The organism is Streptomyces sp. NPDC001020, assembly GCF_053599115.1.
On the sequence record NZ_JBSFLQ010000011.1, the window covers coordinates 34,140 to 50,953 of the forward strand.

The 16,814-nt window shown below is 70.1% G+C and carries 21 protein-coding genes; 12 read left to right on the forward strand and 9 right to left on the reverse strand.

Annotated features, from left to right (window positions below):
* Positions 1–9: 9 nt before the first annotated feature.
* Complete coding sequence (mshD, locus tag ACWDEX_RS12900) at positions 10–948, reverse strand: mycothiol synthase (protein ID WP_450463313.1); 939 nt, start codon at positions 946–948, stop codon at positions 10–12.
* 245 nt (positions 949–1,193) lie between these two features.
* Between mshD and ACWDEX_RS12905 the strand changes: the two genes are divergently transcribed.
* Positions 1,194–2,984 (forward strand): bifunctional metallophosphatase/5'-nucleotidase, encoded by a 1,791-nt coding sequence (locus ACWDEX_RS12905; protein WP_450463314.1) that lies wholly within the window; start codon positions 1,194–1,196, stop codon positions 2,982–2,984.
* 106 nt (positions 2,985–3,090) lie between these two features.
* On the opposite strand, the gene ACWDEX_RS12910 is transcribed toward ACWDEX_RS12905, so the two are convergent.
* From ACWDEX_RS12910 to ACWDEX_RS12935, 6 genes are all read right to left on the reverse strand, one after another.
* Positions 3,091–4,554 (reverse strand): sensor histidine kinase, encoded by a 1,464-nt coding sequence (locus tag ACWDEX_RS12910; RefSeq protein WP_450463315.1) that lies wholly within the window; start codon positions 4,552–4,554, stop codon positions 3,091–3,093.
* Positions 4,551–5,282 carry a response regulator transcription factor gene (locus ACWDEX_RS12915; RefSeq protein ID WP_450463316.1) on the reverse strand — a complete coding sequence of 244 codons (732 nt, stop codon included), beginning with the start codon at positions 5,280–5,282 and terminating at the stop codon, positions 4,551–4,553. The genes ACWDEX_RS12910 and ACWDEX_RS12915 overlap by 4 nt, the downstream gene beginning before the upstream one ends.
* Positions 5,283–5,413: 131 nt before the next feature.
* Positions 5,414–5,659 (reverse strand): hypothetical protein, encoded by a 246-nt coding sequence (locus ACWDEX_RS12920; protein WP_450463317.1) that lies wholly within the window; start codon positions 5,657–5,659, stop codon positions 5,414–5,416.
* A gap of 37 nt (positions 5,660–5,696) precedes the next feature.
* Positions 5,697–6,800 carry a S1C family serine protease gene (locus ACWDEX_RS12925; protein WP_450463318.1) on the reverse strand — a complete coding sequence of 368 codons (1,104 nt, stop codon included), beginning with the start codon at positions 6,798–6,800 and terminating at the stop codon, positions 5,697–5,699.
* Positions 6,801–6,923: 123 nt separating this feature from the next.
* On the reverse strand, positions 6,924–7,946 hold the full coding sequence (locus ACWDEX_RS12930; protein ID WP_450463319.1) for a LacI family DNA-binding transcriptional regulator: 1,023 nt from the start codon (positions 7,944–7,946) through the stop codon (positions 6,924–6,926).
* A 51-nt stretch (positions 7,947–7,997) separates the two neighbouring features.
* On the reverse strand, positions 7,998–8,777 hold the full coding sequence (locus tag ACWDEX_RS12935) for a response regulator transcription factor (protein WP_450463320.1): 780 nt from the start codon (positions 8,775–8,777) through the stop codon (positions 7,998–8,000).
* 274 nt (positions 8,778–9,051) lie between these two features.
* Here ACWDEX_RS12935 and ACWDEX_RS12940 point away from each other — a divergent pair, with 274 nt between their 5' ends.
* The 8 genes from ACWDEX_RS12940 to ACWDEX_RS12975 all read left to right on the forward strand — a co-directional run bounded on the left by ACWDEX_RS12940 (position 9,052) and on the right by ACWDEX_RS12975 (position 14,334).
* Positions 9,052–9,933 (forward strand): alpha/beta hydrolase, encoded by an 882-nt coding sequence (locus ACWDEX_RS12940; RefSeq protein WP_450463321.1) that lies wholly within the window; start codon positions 9,052–9,054, stop codon positions 9,931–9,933.
* A 64-nt stretch (positions 9,934–9,997) separates the two neighbouring features.
* Positions 9,998–10,252 (forward strand): MoaD/ThiS family protein, encoded by a 255-nt coding sequence (locus ACWDEX_RS12945; RefSeq protein ID WP_450463469.1) that lies wholly within the window; start codon positions 9,998–10,000, stop codon positions 10,250–10,252.
* 8 nt (positions 10,253–10,260) lie between these two features.
* On the forward strand, positions 10,261–11,412 hold the full coding sequence (locus ACWDEX_RS12950) for a hypothetical protein (RefSeq protein WP_450463322.1): 1,152 nt from the start codon (positions 10,261–10,263) through the stop codon (positions 11,410–11,412).
* Positions 11,413–11,597: 185 nt separating this feature from the next.
* A complete protein-coding gene (locus ACWDEX_RS12955; RefSeq protein WP_450463323.1) occupies positions 11,598–12,335 on the forward strand; it encodes an LmeA family phospholipid-binding protein in 738 nt (245 codons plus the stop codon).
* 201 nt (positions 12,336–12,536) lie between these two features.
* On the forward strand, positions 12,537–12,617 hold the full coding sequence (locus tag ACWDEX_RS12960) for a putative leader peptide (RefSeq protein ID WP_355139345.1): 81 nt from the start codon (positions 12,537–12,539) through the stop codon (positions 12,615–12,617).
* A 166-nt stretch (positions 12,618–12,783) separates the two neighbouring features.
* A complete protein-coding gene (locus ACWDEX_RS12965) occupies positions 12,784–13,629 on the forward strand; it encodes a sulfurtransferase (RefSeq protein ID WP_450463324.1) in 846 nt (281 codons plus the stop codon).
* Between the two features lie 35 nt (positions 13,630–13,664).
* On the forward strand, positions 13,665–13,955 hold the full coding sequence (locus tag ACWDEX_RS12970; protein ID WP_450463325.1) for a DUF1416 domain-containing protein: 291 nt from the start codon (positions 13,665–13,667) through the stop codon (positions 13,953–13,955).
* A 121-nt stretch (positions 13,956–14,076) separates the two neighbouring features.
* Positions 14,077–14,334 carry a DUF3099 domain-containing protein gene (locus ACWDEX_RS12975; RefSeq protein ID WP_450463326.1) on the forward strand — a complete coding sequence of 86 codons (258 nt, stop codon included), beginning with the start codon at positions 14,077–14,079 and terminating at the stop codon, positions 14,332–14,334.
* 64 nt (positions 14,335–14,398) lie between these two features.
* Here ACWDEX_RS12975 and ACWDEX_RS12980 read toward each other — a convergent pair whose 3' ends face one another.
* Both ACWDEX_RS12980 and ACWDEX_RS12985 read right to left on the reverse strand, forming a co-directional pair.
* A complete protein-coding gene (locus ACWDEX_RS12980) occupies positions 14,399–14,761 on the reverse strand; it encodes a DsrE family protein (protein ID WP_450463327.1) in 363 nt (120 codons plus the stop codon).
* 86 nt (positions 14,762–14,847) lie between these two features.
* Entirely contained in the window at positions 14,848–15,261 is a 414-nt protein-coding gene (locus ACWDEX_RS12985; protein WP_450463328.1) for a hypothetical protein, read from the reverse strand.
* 179 nt (positions 15,262–15,440) lie between these two features.
* On the opposite strand from ACWDEX_RS12985, the gene ACWDEX_RS12990 reads away from it, so the two are divergent.
* The 3 genes from ACWDEX_RS12990 to ACWDEX_RS13000 are packed head-to-tail and all read left to right on the forward strand — an operon-like array spanning position 15,441 to position 16,614.
* Positions 15,441–16,283, forward strand: coding sequence for a helix-turn-helix domain-containing protein (locus tag ACWDEX_RS12990; protein ID WP_450463329.1), 843 nt, complete (start codon positions 15,441–15,443; stop codon positions 16,281–16,283).
* Positions 16,265–16,468 carry a DUF397 domain-containing protein gene (locus ACWDEX_RS12995; protein ID WP_450463330.1) on the forward strand — a complete coding sequence of 68 codons (204 nt, stop codon included), beginning with the start codon at positions 16,265–16,267 and terminating at the stop codon, positions 16,466–16,468. The genes ACWDEX_RS12990 and ACWDEX_RS12995 overlap by 19 nt, the downstream gene beginning before the upstream one ends.
* Positions 16,465–16,614: a hypothetical protein gene (locus ACWDEX_RS13000; RefSeq protein ID WP_450463331.1), complete on the forward strand. Its 150-nt coding sequence runs from the start codon at positions 16,465–16,467 to the stop codon at positions 16,612–16,614. Before ACWDEX_RS12995 ends, ACWDEX_RS13000 begins: the two co-directional genes overlap by 4 nt.
* Positions 16,615–16,814: the final 200 nt, after the last annotated feature.

A 16,814-nucleotide genomic window follows, 5' to 3' on the forward strand; every position in this document is an offset into this window, starting at 1 on the left:
ACATGCCCCTCACGTCTCCGTCCGGTACATCAGGTCCGTCTCGTGGGTCAGGAAGCCCAGCCGTTCGTAGACCGTGAGCGCGGCCTTGTTGTCCGCGTCGACGTACAGCATCACGGTCGGCAGGCCCTGGGCGGCGAGGTGCCGCAGGCCGATCGTGGTGAGGGCACGGCCGAGGCCGCCGCCCTGGGCGCCGGGACGGACGCCGAGCACGTACACCTCGCCGAGCTGCTCCTGAGCGTGGATCTTGGTCCAGTGGAAGCCGATGAGTTCCGGGCCGTGCTCGCCCTCGCGCTCGGCGAGGAAGAAGCCCTCCGGGTCGAACCACGGTTCGGCCATACGGTCGTTCAGGTCCCGCTGGGTGAGCGACCCCTGCTCCGGGTGGTGGGCGAAGGCGGCCGCGTTGACGGCGAGCCAGGCCGCGTCGTCCCGGCCGGGCACGAAGGTGCGCACGGTGACGCCGTCGGGCAGCTTCGGTTCGGGCAGCTCGAGGTCGGTCAACGGGCGGCGCATCTGACGCAGTTCACGAAAGAGGGTGAGGCCGAGTACCTGGGCCAGGTGCCGGGCCGCGGAGTGGCCGCCGTGCGCCCACACGCGCAGCCGCTTGCCGGAGGCGGCGAGAAGCGCGGAGCCCAGCGCCCGGCCGTGCCCGTGCCCGCGGTGCGAGGGGTGCACGACCAGCTCGGCGGCCGGCGCCTCCACCGGGTCGGTGTCTTCCAGTTGCGCGTATCCGACGAGCGTGTCACCGGTCGTCAGCAGCATATGCGACACGCCCTCCCGCCCACCGCCGCGCAACTGCAGGCGTCCCTGCTCGGATACCGCCTGCTGTCCGTCGACCCGGGCGGCCTCGGCGAGCAGCGCGAGTACCGACTCGGCCTGTTGGGGCGAGAGCGCGGTGACGGTGTCGATGGAGCGGGGCGATGCCGGGCGGGCGGAGTCGTCGCTGGTCATGAGTACGAGCCTACGGGGACAGCCAGGGAAAGGAGAGGAAAATGGACGCCTTGTTGTAACCCTGGACCCCTGTTGCGCTACGCGCGTTGACCCTAGGCTGCGCGAACGGCCGTCTTGGCGCGCTCATTACACAAAGCACGCGGGGACGGTCGTATCCAGACAGTCCGGACACCGCACCACGCGGGCAGACGACGGTCCGGCCGCTCAGCCCGGCGGAACCGCGCGCATCTCACACAGGGGAGCACATGCCACCGACGACACACCGGCACAGACGTCTTCACCGCGTCCTCGGGGCCGCCGCGGGCCTCGCCACCGCGGGCGCCCTGGTGGCGGCGCTGCCGGCCGACGCCCAGGAGAGCAAGCCCGGTCAGGGCAACGGGCAGTCGGGCCGCTACCAGGACGTGCAGTTGCTGTCGTTCAACGACCTGCACGGCAACCTGGAGCCGCCCACCGGGTCCTCGGCGCGGGTCACCGAGCGCCAGGCGGACGGCACCCTCAAGGACATCAACGACGTGGGTGGCATGGAGTACCTCGCCACGCACCTGCGGCAGGCACGCGGCGGCCACCCGTACTCCATCACGGCTGCCGCCGGTGACATGGTCGGTGCCTCGCCGCTGCTCTCCGGGCTGTTCCACGACGAGCCGACCATCGAGGCACTCAACAAGCTGAACCTGGACGTCACCAGCGTGGGCAACCACGAGTTCGACGAGGGTGCCAAGGAACTGGCCCGGCTGCAGAACGGCGGCTGTCACCCCACGGACGGCTGCTACGACAAGAGCCAGGAGTTCAAGGGAGCGAACTTCCCGTACCTGACCGCGAACGTGACGGACGAGAAGACCGGCAAGCCGATCCTCAAGCCGTACTGGGTCTGGAAGAAGCAGGGCGTCAAGATCGGCTTCATCGGAGTGACCCTGGAGGGCACGCCGAACATCGTCTCCGCCGCGGGCGTCAAGGGCCTGAAGTTCGGCGACGAGGTGGAGACGATCAACAAGTACGCCAAGGAGCTCCAGAAGCAGGGCGTCCAGTCGATCGTCGCGCTGATCCACGAGGGCGGCCTGCCGGCGTCGGGCGCGTACAACTACGACTGCGACAGCCCGGGGCAGGGCGACGGTATCTCCGGTCCGGTCGTCGACATCGCCAAGCACGTCACCCCGGCCGTGGACGCGCTGGTCACCGGCCACACCCACCAGGCCTACGTGTGCACGATCGACGACCCGGCGGGCCGCCCCCGCATGGTGACGTCGGCGTCCTCGTTCGGCCGTCTGTACACGGACACGACGCTGACGTACGACCGCGCGACCGGTGACATCGTCCGCACGGCCGTCAAGTCCGCGAACCACGTGGTCACCCGGAACGTCGGCGCGGCCGGCGACATCACCGCCCTGATCACCAAGTGGAACAAGCTCGCCGCGCCCGTCGCCTCCCGGTCCGTCGGCTACATCGCGGGCGACATCGAGAACAAGGGCACCGAGTCCCCGATGGGTGACCTGATCGCGGACGCGCAGCTCGCGTACGCCAGGTCCCTCGACCCCAAGTCGGACCTCGCCCTCATGAACCCCGGCGGCATCCGTGCGCCGCTCACCCGCAAGGCGAGCGACGGTGCGGTGACGTACGGGGACGCGTTCACGGTCCAGCCGTTCGCCAACACCGTGAACCTGGTCGACCTGACCGGCGCCCAGTTGGTCACCGCGCTCCAGCAGCAGGTCAGCGGGCCGAACGAGGCCTCGCCGAAGATCCTTCAGGTGTCCGCGGGGCTGACCTACACGCTGGACCTGACCAAGTCGGGCGCCGCCCGGGTGGTCACGGACTCCATCAAGCTGAACGGCGCCGCGATCGACCCGGCCGCCACCTACCGCGTCGCGATGAACTCCTTCCTCGCGGGCGGCGGCGACGGCTTCGCCGAGCTGGGCAACGGGAAGAACATGCTGGTCGGCGGCGATGACCTGGCGGCGTTCACGACGTATCTGACGGCCAACTCGTCGGCCGGGGCGCCGTACCCGGTGCCGTCGGCGGACCGGATCACCGTCCTGCGCTGATGACGAAGCGGCCTGTCCCTGTCCTTGTCCTGGACAGGGACAGGCCGCTTCGGCGTTTGAACCAGCTTGGCCATGACCCCCGCGCGTTCGTATACGCGGGCCGGTATCAGCGAAGCGCGTCGAGCGCCGCCCCCGGCGGCGGGGTCGGCGCCCCCGGCAGCCGTACCGTAGCGACCGTCCCCCCGCCTTCCGCGGGCGTCAGGGCCACCTCGCCGCCCGCCTGCTGGACCGTGCGGGCCACGATCGACAGTCCCAGGCCCGAGCCCGGAAGCGCGCGGGCCGAGGGCGAGCGCCAGAACCGGTCGAAGACGTAGGGGAGTTCCTCGGCCGCGATGCCGGGACCGTGGTCGCGGACGGTCAGCAGGCCGTCCGTCAACGAGACCTCGACCGTGCCGCCGTCGGGGCTGAATTTCACCGCGTTGTCCAGGATGTTCACGATCGCCCGCTCCAGCGCGGACGGCTCCGCCCGTACGTACCACGGCTTGAGGTCCGTGCTGATCGTCAGTTCCGGGCCGCGCAGCCGGGCGCGGTCCAGGGCGGACTCGACGATGTCCTGCCACGCCAGCACCTGCAACTTGCCGGTGTGCTGGCCCTTCTCCGGCCGCGAGAGTTCCTGGAGGTCGCCGATGAGGGACGACAGCTCCGTCATCTGTGCCTTCACCGAGGCGAGGAGGGCCCTGCGGTCCTCCGCGGGCAAGGGCCGACCCGTCTCCTCGCTGCGGGTGAGGAGTTCGATGTTCGTCCGCAGCGACGTGAGGGGCGTACGCAGTTCATGGCCCGCGTCCGCGATCAGCTGCTGCTGCAGTTCGTGGGAGCTGGCCAGGGCCGACGTCATGGAGTTGAAGGAGCGGGAGAGGCGGGCGATCTCGTCCTCGCTGTGCTCGTCCACCGGGATCCTGGTCGTCAGGTCCTCGGTGCGGGCGATGTGCTCGACGGCCTCCGTGAGCTTGTCGACGGGACGAAGACCGGCGCGTGCCACGGCCAGGCCGACGGCTCCGGCGCCCACGACCCCCAGTCCGGACACGACCAGAAGGATGAGGGCCAGATCACCCAGGGTCTTCTTGGTGTCCTGGAGGGGGTACGCCACGAGCAGCGCGTAGTCCTGGTAGAGCTGCGGGCCCGCCGGCCCTTCGCTGACCAGGGGCGTCGTCAGTACCCGCACCGCGTTGCCCTTGCTGTCGGTGCCGTTGCGGAGCACACCGACGCCCCGGGTCGGGTTCCTGGCGATCTCGGTGTCGCTGCTCGCGACGTGGACGAGGCCTGCCGAGTTCGGATAGACGCAGGAATCGCCGCTCGCGGTGATCACCTGTGTGTAGTAGGTGCGGGGCTGGGGGCCGCGGTCGTCCTGCGGGGAGGGCGTGGTCGTGCAGTTGCCCAGGACGGTCGCCAGTCCCCCTGCCCGGACCGGCTGACTGGTGTTCCTCAGGTTGCTGTCCACCTGCTCGTACAGCTTCCCCTGCACGACGAACCAGCAGCTCACCGATACTGCGGCCACGCCGAACGCCACGGCCGCGGCCACCAGCAGGGCCAGCCGGGAGCGGAGCGGGAGTGAGCGGAACCGTTTGATCACTCGGCGCCGCCCTGTCGCAGCACATAGCCGACACCGCGGACGGTGTGCACGAGGCGCGGCTCGCCGCCTGACTCCGTCTTGCGCCGCAGGTACATCACATACACGTCGAGTGAGTTCGACGACGGCTCGAAGTCGAAGCCCCAGACCGCCTTGAGGATCTGCTCCCGGGTCAGTACCTGGCGCGGATGTGCCATGAACATCTCCAGGAGGGTGTATTCGGTACGGGTCAGTTCCACGGCTCGCCCGCCACGTGTGACCTCGCGTGTCGCCAGGTCCATCCGGAGATCGGCGAACGTCAGCGCCTCGTCCTCGGGGGCGCCGACCGCCGTGGCCGCGTACGAGCTGCGCCGCAGCAGGGCTCGGATGCGGGCGAACAGCTCGTCCAGTTCGAACGGCTTGACGAGGTAGTCGTCGGCCCCCGCGTCCAGGCCGGTGACCCGGTCACCGACCGTGTCGCGGGCGGTGAGCATGAGGATCGGGGTGGTGGTGCCCGCGCCGCGCATCCGGCGGGCGGCGGTGAGGCCGTCCATGCGCGGCATCTGGATGTCCAGGACGACCAGGTCGGGAAGGTAGCCGGTCGCCTTCTCCAGTGCGTCCGCGCCGTCCGCGGCGACCTCGGTGTCGTAGCCCTCGAAGGCGAGGCTGCGCTGGAGTGCTTCGCGGACCGCCGGCTCGTCGTCGACGATCAGAATGCGCTGGGTTTCACGGTCGCCTTCGGCGGGGCTCATGGATGTCGAGTTCCTCAAGGTGCGATCGGACGGGGCTGCACACATTCAGACTCGCACGTTTGTGGGCAGAGGCGGAGGGAACGACCGGGGGCTGTCGTCGGGGGACCGCCCCGGACCGTACGGCGCGCGGCTCAGCCCAGCGCGGCGGTGAGCCGGTTCAGCGGCACCTTGCGGCGGTGGGTCCGCCGGGGGCCGGTACGCAGGCCCATGAGCTGCGGGACCGCGACCTCCGGGGTCCGCGTCACCGTGGTGCGCAGCTCGCAGGGCTGCGGCCCGCGCGGTGCCGGTACGTGGAGTTCGTGGGCCACGGCCAGGGCCAGGGTGATGCCGGCGGGGCCGACGGGACCGGTGACCTCGTGCACTATCTGCCTGATCATGTCGTACTCCTTTTCACTCGCCCGGCCGGGCGCCGATTCAGCTCTGCGAGCCGGCGCGAAGCTTCGCCAGGTCGGACGTGACGGTGTTGATCGGGATGGCGAAGCCGAGACCGACGCTGCCGGCGCTCGACGAGGTCGAGCCCGAGCCGGCCGAGTACATCGCCGAGTTGATGCCGATGACGTTGCCGTTCATGTCGATGAGGGCGCCGCCGGAGTTGCCCGGGTTCAGGGACGCGTCCGTCTGGATCGCCTTGTACGTCGTTGTGGACGAGCCGGTGTCGCCGTTGAAGTGCCGACCGCCGAACTCGAAGGGCCACTGGTCGCTCTGGTCCTGGTCGTGGCCCTGGCGCTCGTCGGTCGAGACGGTGACGTCGCGGTCGAGGGCCGAGACGATGCCGCTGGTGACTGTGCCGCTCAGACCCTCGGGGGAGCCGATCGCGACGACCTGGTCGCCGACCTGGACGCCGCCGGAGTTGCCGAGTGTGGCGGCCTTCAGACCGGAGGCGTGCTCCACCTCGATCAGGGCAAGGTCCTTCTTGCTGTCGGTGCCGACGACCCGCGCTGTGTACCTCTTGCCGTCGCTCGTCGTCACCTTGACCGAGGAGGCGCCGGAGACGACGTGGTTGTTGGTGATGATCTCGCCCTTGCTGGTGATGATCACACCGGAACCGGTCGACTGTCCGGAAGCGGAGGTGGCCTTGACCTCCACGATGCTCGGACTGACCGCGGCGGCTACGCCGGCGACCGTGCCCTTCTTGCCGACGGGCACCACGTTGGTGCTGGTGGAGCTGCTGGAGGAGACCGTGGTCTTGCCGGTCAGCTCCTGGATGCCGTAGGCCGTGCCGCCCCCGATGGCCGCGGCGACGATCGCCACGGCGGCGAGGAGGGCGAGCGGGCCCCTGGAGCGCTTCTGCGGCACGGGCTCGGCGGTATGGAGAGCCGGGCTGCCGTTGTCGTGGCCGGTGGCGGCCATGGCCGCCGGGTCTCCCGGCCACCCCGCGGTCCCCGGGTCGTACGCGGGAGGCGCCGGCCACTGAGGGTTCACGGAGGAGGAGGCGTGCTGCTGCCGGGGGTGCGCGGACTGCTGTCCGTCACCCTGGGGGGAGTCGTACTCGCCGCTGCGGCGGAAGCTCTCGGTCATGCAAGAGAGCTTGTCCCGTGATCATGAGAGTCTTCTGAGTCGTCCCTGAAAAGCACGACAGAACCGTGTATGCCCGATATAAAGACGCATTCGAAGCCCGGAAGCCGCGGGAGCGGCCCGGCGTCAGTCGCAGCCGCAGGACTGGCGTACGACCAGGCGCGACGGGAACAGCCTCAGCCGCTCGCGGCGGGAGCCCGCGACGCGCAGGCCCTCGTCGAGGACCAGGTCGACCGCGGCGCGGGCCATGGCCGGGCGGTCGGTGGCGACCGTGGTCAGCGGCGGGTCCGTGAGCGCCGCTTCCTTGACGTCGTCGAAGCCGGCCACCGCCAGCTCGCCCGGTACCTCGATGCGCAGCTCGCGCGCGGCGCGCAGCACGCCGATCGCCTGGTCGTCGGTGGAGCAGAAGACGGCCGGCGGGCGGTTCGGGCCGGCCAGCAGCTCCAGGGCCACCCGATAGGCGTCGTAACGGTTGTAGGGCGCCTCGAAGAGCCGGCCCTCCGTGGAGATCCCGGCCTCCTGCATGGCGCGCCGCCAGCCCTCGACATGGTCGGAGACCGGGTCGCCGACCGCCGGGGTCTGCTCGGTGCCGCCCAGGCAGGCGACGTACGGGTAGCCGTGCTCCAGGAGATGGCGTACGGCGAGCTGGGCGCCGCCGATGTCGTCCGTGACCACCGCGACGTCGTCGATCGCCTCGGGCCGCTCGTGCAGCAGCACCACCCGGGCGTCCCAGGCCTCGATCTCCGCGGCGGCGTGGTCGCTGAGCGCATGGCTGACCAGGATCAGCCCGGAGACGCGCATACCGAGGAAGGCCCGCAGATAGTGGACCTCGCGCTCGGCCACGTAGTCGGAGTTGCCGACCAGCACCATCTTTCCGCGCTCGGCGGCGGCCTGCTCGACCGCGTGGGCCATCTCCCCGAAGAAGGGCTGGCGCGCGTCCGGCACGATCATGCCTATGAGGTCCGTGCGCCGCGACGCCATGGCCTGGGCGACCCGGTCGGGCCGGTACCCCAGTTCCTTGATCGCGGCGAGTACACGCTCGCGCGTGGCCGGGGCGACCGGCCTGGGTCCGTTGTTGATGACATAGCTGACGACGGCGGTGGAGGTCCCCGCCAGCCGCGCCACGTCATCCCTAGTCACCTTGGCCACCCGCGGAGTCTACGCGGATGGAACGCCTCTGGGCAGGGCGTACGCCTGTTCCTATGCCTCGGCGTTGACCTCGGGTGACGACAGACGTGTCGGCCCGCCCGCGTCCTCCGGCTGCGGCCGGGCCGCCCTCGCCTTCGCCTGGTCCGCGGCGCGCTCCACCTTCTCCGGGGTCACGAAGCGGTACCCGACGTTGCGTACGGTTCCGATCAGCGACTCGTGCTCGGGCCCGAGCTTGGCCCGCAGTCGTCGTACATGGACGTCGACGGTGCGTGTGCCGCCGAAGTAGTCGTAGCCCCAGACCTCCTGCAGCAACTGGGCGCGGGTGAAGACCCGGCCCGGGTGTTGCGCGAGGTACTTCAGGAGCTCGAACTCCTTGAAGGTGAGGTCGAGGACGCGGCCCTTGAGCTTGGCGCTGTAGGTCGCCTCGTCCACGGACAGGTCGCCGTTGCGGATCTCCATCGGGGAGTCGTCGCCGGCGATCTGCTGCCGGCCGACGGCCAGCCGCAGCCGGGCCTCCACCTCGGCGGGACCGGCGGTGTCCAGCAGGACGTCGTCGATGCCCCAGTCGGCGGTGACGGCCGCGAGACCGCCCTCGGTGACGACGAGAAGGAGGGGGCAGCCGGGCCCCGTGGAGCGCAGCAGCCGGCACAGGCTGCGTACCTGCGGGAGGTCCCGCCGTCCGTCGATCAGGACGGCGTCGGCGCCCGGGGTGTCGACGAGAGCGGCGCCTTCCGCCGGGGCCACGCGCACGTCGTGCAGGAGCAGGCCGAGAGCGGGCAGTACCTCCGTCGACGGCTGAAGGGCGTTGGTCAGCAGCAGCAGAGAACTCATCGCACCCCTCCCCGAAGCTCGAGCAGGGGGGAGCCCCATGCCTCGGTCGTCCTGCGCGCATGCACGGTTCGCTCGCCCATAACGTCTGGTTCCTCCTCGGTCCCTGCGTTTGCGGCACTGCTTCGCCCGGTACGAATCCCGCGCCCTTGGGACCCGCCATGCGTTCGGCGCCCCGTACACCTGCGGCTTGCCGCCGCGCGCACAACGCTTCCGAAAGCACGAAAGGACCCGGGGGCTACGCTGCCCGAGTCCTCTGCCCAGCAGAATAGCCCACATGAGCAGCGGCCGGTCGGACCAAAGAGGACAATCTACCATTCGTCCTGTCATTTGTTCGAATTCAAAGACGGTACGTCAGGGGTATATGCGGACGTTTCTGCGCACGACCGACGGCGTGACGATCGACGCGGCGTACGATCCGGCGGCTGCTCGGGGGGCGTCCGCGGACGACACCGGACGCGCGCCTTCCGGTCGCCCGGCGGACCTCGCGATCGTCGTCGCACACGGCTTCACGGGTGATCTGGAGCGCCCCCAGGTCCGCCGGGTGGTGGGCGCCCTCGCCCGGTACGGGGCGGTGGTCACGTTCTCCTTCCGGGGCCACGGCGCGTCGGGCGGACGATCGACGGTTGGTGACCGCGAGGTGGAAGATCTGGCGGCCGCGGTGGCGTGGGCGCGCGAGCTCGGGCATTCCAGGGTGGCCACCGTCGGCTTCTCGATGGGCGGCTCCGTGGTGCTGCGGCACGCGGCACGGCACCACGAGGGTGCGCAGCCGGACGCGGTGGTCGCCGTCAGCTCGCCCGCCCGCTGGTTCTACCGGGGCACGGCCCCCATGCGACGACTCCACTGGCTCGTCCTGCGGCCCACGGGCCGCCTGGTGGGCCGCTACGGGATGCGCACCCGGATCGACCACCGGGTCTGGGACCCGGTACCGGCCTCACCCGTGGAGTCCGTCCCCCTGATCGCACCGACGCCCCTGCTGATCGTGCACGGCGACCAGGACGGCTACTTCCCCCTCGACCACCCCCGGATGCTGGCGGACGCCGCCCCGGACCACGCCGAACTGTGGCTGGAGCCCGGCATGGGCCACGCCGAGCACGCCAGCGACGACGCCCTGCTGGAGCGGATCGGCGCATGGGTGGTCTCGCGCGCGAGCCAGTAGCCCCGGGGCACTAGCCTGACGGTGTCCATGACGACCGTCCATGACGACCGACTCGAGGAAGCAGATGGCAAAGGGCACGGTGCGCTACTGGGCCGCCGCCAAGGCGGCTGCCGGGACCGCCGAGGAGCTGTACGACGCGGCCACGCTCGCGGATGCGCTCGACGCGGCCCGCGAGCGACACCCCGGCGAACTCGTCCGCGTTCTGCGGCGATGCTCCTTCCTCGTCGACGGTGACCCCGTGGGGACCCGCGCGCATGAGACGGTACGGCTGGCCGAGGGCGGCACGGTCGAGGTGCTCCCGCCGTTCGCAGGAGGATGAGCGAAGCGATGAGCAACCAGCCGTACGGCGATCAGCCGTACAGCAATCAGCCGTACGAGGGATATGACGCGTCGTACGACCCCTACGGGCAGCAGCCCCAGCCGCAGCAGCCGCAGCAGCCGCATCAGCAGGGTTGGTACGACCCGAACGCCGCCGCGTATCCGCAGCAGCAGCCCCTCCAGCAGCCCTACGCGCAGCAATGGGAGGGGCAGGCGTACGGGGCCGCGCAGCCGTTGCCGCCGGAGGTCCCCGTGTACGAGTCCCACGGTTACGCGGCGTCCGGCGCCGATGGTCTCGCCCACCCGTCCGGCCCGGGCGGGAGCGCCGGCGGCTGGGCAACCGCTCAGGGCGGTGGCGGTACCCGGACCACGACGCCCGAAGCTCCCGTCGATGTCTCCGGCCTGCCCGCCAACCAGCGCGCCCGGCTCGAAGGCCGTTCGCCGATCATCGAGCCGGGGTTGCAGCCCGCCGCGCTCACCGCTGGGCTCGGGGCGCTGCTCGCCGGGGCCGCGGCCCTCGGGTCGTACGCCCTGGTCGTACCGCTGGTGGTCTTGCAGGCCGTGACCGCCGCCGGATGGTTCCGGCTGAACGGCATGTGGCCCGCCCGCCAGGGCATCGCGCTGGCGTTCCTGGGCGCGTTCGCCGCGGATGTCGCGCTGCTGGTGGCCGGCCGGGAGCAAGGGCCCCCGGTGATCCTCGGCACTCTCGGCGTATGGGTGCTGCTTGCCCTCGTCCTGCAGCTGCGGTCGCACGCCGATCCGGACACCCGGATGTACGGCCTGATGGCGACCGTCGCCTCGTCCGCGCTGTCGATCGTCGCGACCGGGTATCTGGCGGCCCCGCACACGGCCGTCACGGTGGGCGCCATCGTGGTCGCGGTCGCGCTCCTGGTGCGGGCGCTGCCGCTGCCGACCGTGGCCTCCGTGGCCGTGGCGCTGCTGGCGTCGGCCGGCGCGGGCATGGCGCTGGGCGGGATGACGAGCCTGGGGACGTCGTCCGGCGTCTTCCTCGGCCTGGGCGCGGGCGTCTGTGCGCTGGTCGGCCACCGGGTCGCGTCCTACGACTACCCGTCCCGCTTCGTCCACTTCACGGCGGGCGTCGCCCTGCCGCTGACGGCGGCGGCGCCGGTGGTCTACGTGCTGGGGCGGGCACTGGGCTGACCGACGGTGCCCGGCTGCCGCGGGCGCGGTCCGGCGTTCCACCGGCGCCCGCGGCCAACGCCTGTCTGTCACAGGTGATCAACAATCTCCCGGACCCTCTTCCCCAGAGGATTACAGTCGCGCTCGATGGCAATCCGGTCATCGGTGACCGTCTTTCGATGACCGTTGAGGTGGGGACTCCAAGCATGCGCGCACTGCGAATACTGCTGATCTTCGTCGTGATCCTGGGTGGCCTCTTCGTGATCGCGGACCGGGTGGCGGTCCACTTCGCGGAGAACGAGGTGGCCGACAAGGTGAAGGCCCACGAGAACCTGGCCTCGGCCCCGGACGTGTCCATCAACGGCTTCCCCTTCCTCACCCAGCTCGTCGGCGGTGAGCTGGACGACGTCGAGATCGGCATCAAGAACTACGAGGCGGCCACCGGCAAGGGCAGCGAGAAGATCCGTATCGACGATCTGAACGCCCATATGAAGGGCGTCAAGTTCTCCGGGAACTACAGCTCCGCCACCGCCGACCACGCCACCGGCAGCGCGCTCATCGCGTACGACGAGCTGCTCAAGACGGCCAAGTCCGAGACCAGTCAGGTCGCGCCCGGCGTCACGGCCCGGGTCGTCGGCCTCTCGGACGGCGGGAACGGCAAGATCAAGGTCGCGGTCGCGGCGACGGTGTTCGGCGCCAAGCTGCCGAACCCGGTCTTCGTGCTCAGCTCGGTCACGGCCCAGGGTGACAGCGTGAAGGTGCACGCGGACGCCCTGCCCAAGTTCGCGGGCGTCCAGCTCGCCGAGAACCGGATCCGGTCGATCACCGACTTCCAGCAGAAGATCGACGGGCTCCCCGGTGGCATTCGGCTCGACAAGGTCGAGGCGGCGCAGGACGGCGTGGAGTTCACGGTCAAGGGTTCGAACATCGCGCTCGCCGGGTAACAGCGGCTGACGGCCCAGAGCGGCGGAATGTCCATAGAGCGAGACGGCCTGTCCGCAGCGTAAGTGTGCGGGCAGACATGGCGGTCCGGCGCGCACGCGGCGGCGGTCAGATCCCCTTCACATCTCGATAACCGGACGATCGCGTCTCACATCGCGACACATCGATGACACGCCCCGCTGTCCGTCCCTACGATCGACGGCATGCAGCGACAGGCGGATCTCACGAAGCGGCGGGCAGTGGACCTGTGCCGCGTCGCCGCCATGCTCTGTCGCACTTCCTGAACGCAAGAGCGGACTCCGGCGTCACGGGCCCCTGCCTGGCGCCCTCAACCTGACGCCCTGATCCTGGACGCAGGGCCCCTCGCGCACCGCGTACGCCACCGCTGGACCGCGTAACCCCTTTTCTCACTCGCATGTCCCCGCCGCAACTGCCCGGAGGAGTAAGAGCATGAGCCGCAGCGACGTCCTGGTCGACGCAGACTGGCTGCAGGACCACCTGGACGACTCGGACATCGCCATCGTCGAGGTCGACGAGGACACGTCCGCGTACGAAAAGAACCACATCAAGAACGCCATCCGGATCGACTGGACGAAGGATCTCCAGGACCCGGTCCGCCGTGACTTCATCGACCAGGCCGGCTTCGAGAAGCTGCTGTCGGCCAAGGGCATCGCCAACGACACGCTGGTGATCCTCTACGGCGGCAACAACAACTGGTTCGCGTCCTACGCCTACTGGTACTTCAAGCTGTACGGCCACGAGAACGTCAAGCTTCTCGACGGCGGCCGCAAGAAGTGGGAGCTGGACGCCCGCGAGCTGGTCGACGGCACCGAGGTGCCCGAGCGCCCGGCCACCGACTACAAGGCCGAGCCGCAGGACACCTCCCTCCGCGCCTTCCGCGACGAGGTGATCGCCGCGATCGGTTCGCAGAACCTGGTGGACGTCCGCTCGCCCGACGAGTTCTCCGGCAAGCTGCTCGCCCCCGCGCACCTGCCGCAGGAGCAGTCGCAGCGTCCGGGCCACGTCCCGACCGCCCGCAACATCCCGTGGTCCAAGAACGCCAACGACGACGGCACCTTCAAGTCGGACGAGGAGCTCAGGAAGCTCTACACCGACGAGAACATCGACCTGGCCAAGGACACCATCGCGTACTGCCGCATCGGTGAGCGCTCCGCGCTGACCTGGTTCGTCCTGCACGAGCTGCTCGGTGTCCAGAACGTCAAGAACTACGACGGCTCCTGGACCGAGTACGGCTCCCTCGTCGGCGTCCCGATCGAGCTGGGCGCGGCCAAGTAACCCCGGACCACCGGACCTACCCGGAAGGAAGAACCATGTGTGGAGCGAAGGCCGGCGGCCCCGACGCCTCGACGGCCAAGCCCGGTGAGACCACGATCCAGGGCCAGGTGACCCACGACGGCGAGCCCATCGCCGGATACGTGCGCCTGCTGGACGCGACGGGCGAGTTCACCGCCGAGGTCCCGACCTCGGCGACCGGACAGTTCCGCTTCTACGCGGCCGAGGGCACCTGGACCGTCCGTGCCCTGGTACCGGGCGGCGCCACCGCGGACCGTACGGTCGTTGCCCGCAAGGGCGGCCTCGCGGAGGTCGCGATCGCCGTCTGACCGCACACTCCACGACGGTCCGACGGGCCGTCGTGCATGGCTGAAGGGCCGCACCCCCGGGGGTTGGACGCCATCCGGTCGGGGTGCGGCCCTTCGGCGTGCTCCGGAATAGCCTTGAGGTATGTACGCGCGGCGGCGGCACGTCTACTTCGCCATGATGGGCATCTGCATCGGGCTGTTCGTCCTGGCCTGGGGTGTCGTGCGGCTCTGGTCGGTGGTTGCGGCCGTGGCGATGTGCGTGGTCGCGATGGTCATTCCGCCGTTGGCCGCGATCGTGGCGAACCGGCGCGGCCCCGAGGACCGCTGGTGGGACGACCCGTCCGGGGACCCGCAGTCCGACGAGTGGTGGGACGAGCTGGACGGGAAGAAACGCCGTTGACGCCGTTGACGCCGTTGACGCCGTTGACGGCGTTGATGGTGCCAGCTCCGGGTCACTCGGCGGTTCAGTAGACGAGCGCCTGGGTGTCGTCCGCCAGCGACTCCTGGACGAACACCTGGGAGCCCGCGATCCGTACGCCCTCGATCACGTCCTTCTCCGTGATCTCGCGGCGGGCCGCGCACTGCGTGCACAGGGTGATCTTCCCGGCCGCCAGGATCGAGTCGATCAGGTCGGGCAGCGGAGCCGCGTGCGGCAGCTCGAACTCGGCGGCCCGGCCCGGCAACGCGAACCAGGACGACTCACCGGTCAGCCACAGGGACACATCGACACCGCTGGCCACAGCCACGGCCGCCACGGTGAACGCCTGCGAGCAGCGCTCGGGGGAGTCCGCCCCGGCCGTCACCTTGATCACGAGCTTCTTCGCCATGCCCGAAGCCTAGACCGGGGCGCCGACCTCGGCGCGTGAGGGGCGCATGCCCCTCATGACGCTCGTACCCCGCGGCGTGCGCCGGGTCATGCGCGGTGCTCCTCCCGCAGGTGCCGGCACAGCAGGACGTTCGTGTCCGTCTCCGCGCTGCGGTCGCGCTCGGCCAGGGCGGCTTCGCGCCGCTCGGCCAGCTCCGCGCACGTCGCACAGCCCGGGAGCGGCAGGGGCGGGCGGCTCAGGACGGCGGGGTCCGGCGCACTCGCGCCGACCGCCCGGGCGCGCTCGTTCGCCGCCCTCACCCCGGCACTCAGCCGCTCCCGTTGCGTGGCCGGGCGGAGCGCGGCCCGGTCGGCCTGCCACTCCCGGCCGCCACCGACCGGGCGCAGCAGCGCGTACGGGCCCGAGGTGTCCTGGTACTCGCCGACCCTTCCCGCCGCCGGGTCGTAGACGAGTGCTCCACGCTCCAGTGGCCCCGACTCCGTTGTCGACTCCGCCGTCATCCGTGCCGTTCCTTTCCGCCAACGCCTGCGCACAGTGCGATGACCGGACTACTCTGCGTATTCCTGACAGTACGAGCATGACCCCTGAGCAGGGCCCCAACGCCGTGGACCAGGCCTCCTTCTCCGCCTCTCGGCGCTCTTTCCACACCTGCCACGGCCTCATTCCACGAAGGAGCACCATGCCGCCGAGACGGGTGATTACGGGACGCAGTCAGGAGCCGCGGAGGCGGTTCGCGGAGGAACTCCGGTTGCTTCGTACGGAGCGGGATCTGAGCCTGCGGAAGCTGGGGGAGGCGCTGGGTTGGGACTGGTCGCTGTTCGGGAAGATGGAGAGCGGCCAGACGCTGGGGAGCCCCGATGTGGTGCAGGCGCTGGATCAGTACTACGGGACGCCGGGGTTGTTGCTGGCGTTGTGGGAGCTGGCGGTGGGGGATCCGTCGCAGTTCAAGGAGCAGTACCGGCGGTACATGGCGCTGGAGGCCGAGGCGGTGAGTCTGTGGCACTACGGGGTGAGTAGGCCGCCAGGACTTCTACAGACGGCCGGGTATGCCCGCGAGGCGCTCGCCGCGGGCGGCATCAAGGGGCAGGAGCTCGACCAGCAGGTCGAAGCGCGCGCCGGTCGGCGGAAGCTGCTGGAGGGCGACGACGCGCCGCCGTTCCGGACCATCCTCTCCGAGGCGGTGCTACGGACTTCGTTGCGCGACATCCAGGAGTGGCGGGAGCAACTGGAGTATCTGGCGGAGGTGTCGGAGCGGCCGAACATCACACTTCACGTACTGCCGTTCAGCGCTGGCCCTCACGGCTTGGCGAGCACCGACCTGATGTTCCTTCGGCTGCTGGACGGCCGTACCGTGGCATACGCGGAGAACGACGTACGCGGCGAACTCATCGAGGAATCAAGCAGAGTTGAGCGTTTCCATCGCACATATGATGCGGTGCGCGACATGGCCCTGCCCTCGGGTGAGTCGCGGAAGTTCGTCCTGCGGATGTTGGAGGAAGTGCCGTGCGAGCCATCGACCTGACCAACGTGACGTGGCGCAAGAGCAGCTACAGCAACTCGGACGGCGGCCAGTGCGTCGAGGTCGCCCAGAACCTCCCCTCCGTCGTCCCCGTCCGCGACAGCAAGGATCCGGACCGCGGAGCCCTCGTCTTCGAGGCCGCCGTGTGGGCCCGCTTCATCGGCGACGTCAAGCGCGCTGATTCGTGATCAAGCCGTACGGTGCCGAGCAGGTCCGACACGCCTACATCACCTCCTGCGACGTCATCGCGCTCGTCGCGCAGTCCCGCAAGGGCGGCGCGGGGAAGATCCCGTTTCAGCAGACGGTGGTCCTGCAGAAGCAACTGCTGGACTGAGACCTCGCCAAGAAGGCCGGAGCTCGGCCGCGTAAGCTGGGCCCCGGCCCTGTCGTATGCCCATACCCGCTCAAGGAGCACCCCGTGGAGATCTTCTTCGAAGCCCTGCTGGTCCTGGTCTGCGTCGGCGTCATCGCCTTCGCCGGTCTGACCATGAAGAAGCTGTACCAGGGCCAGCGCTGACCTCACCATCCAGGAAG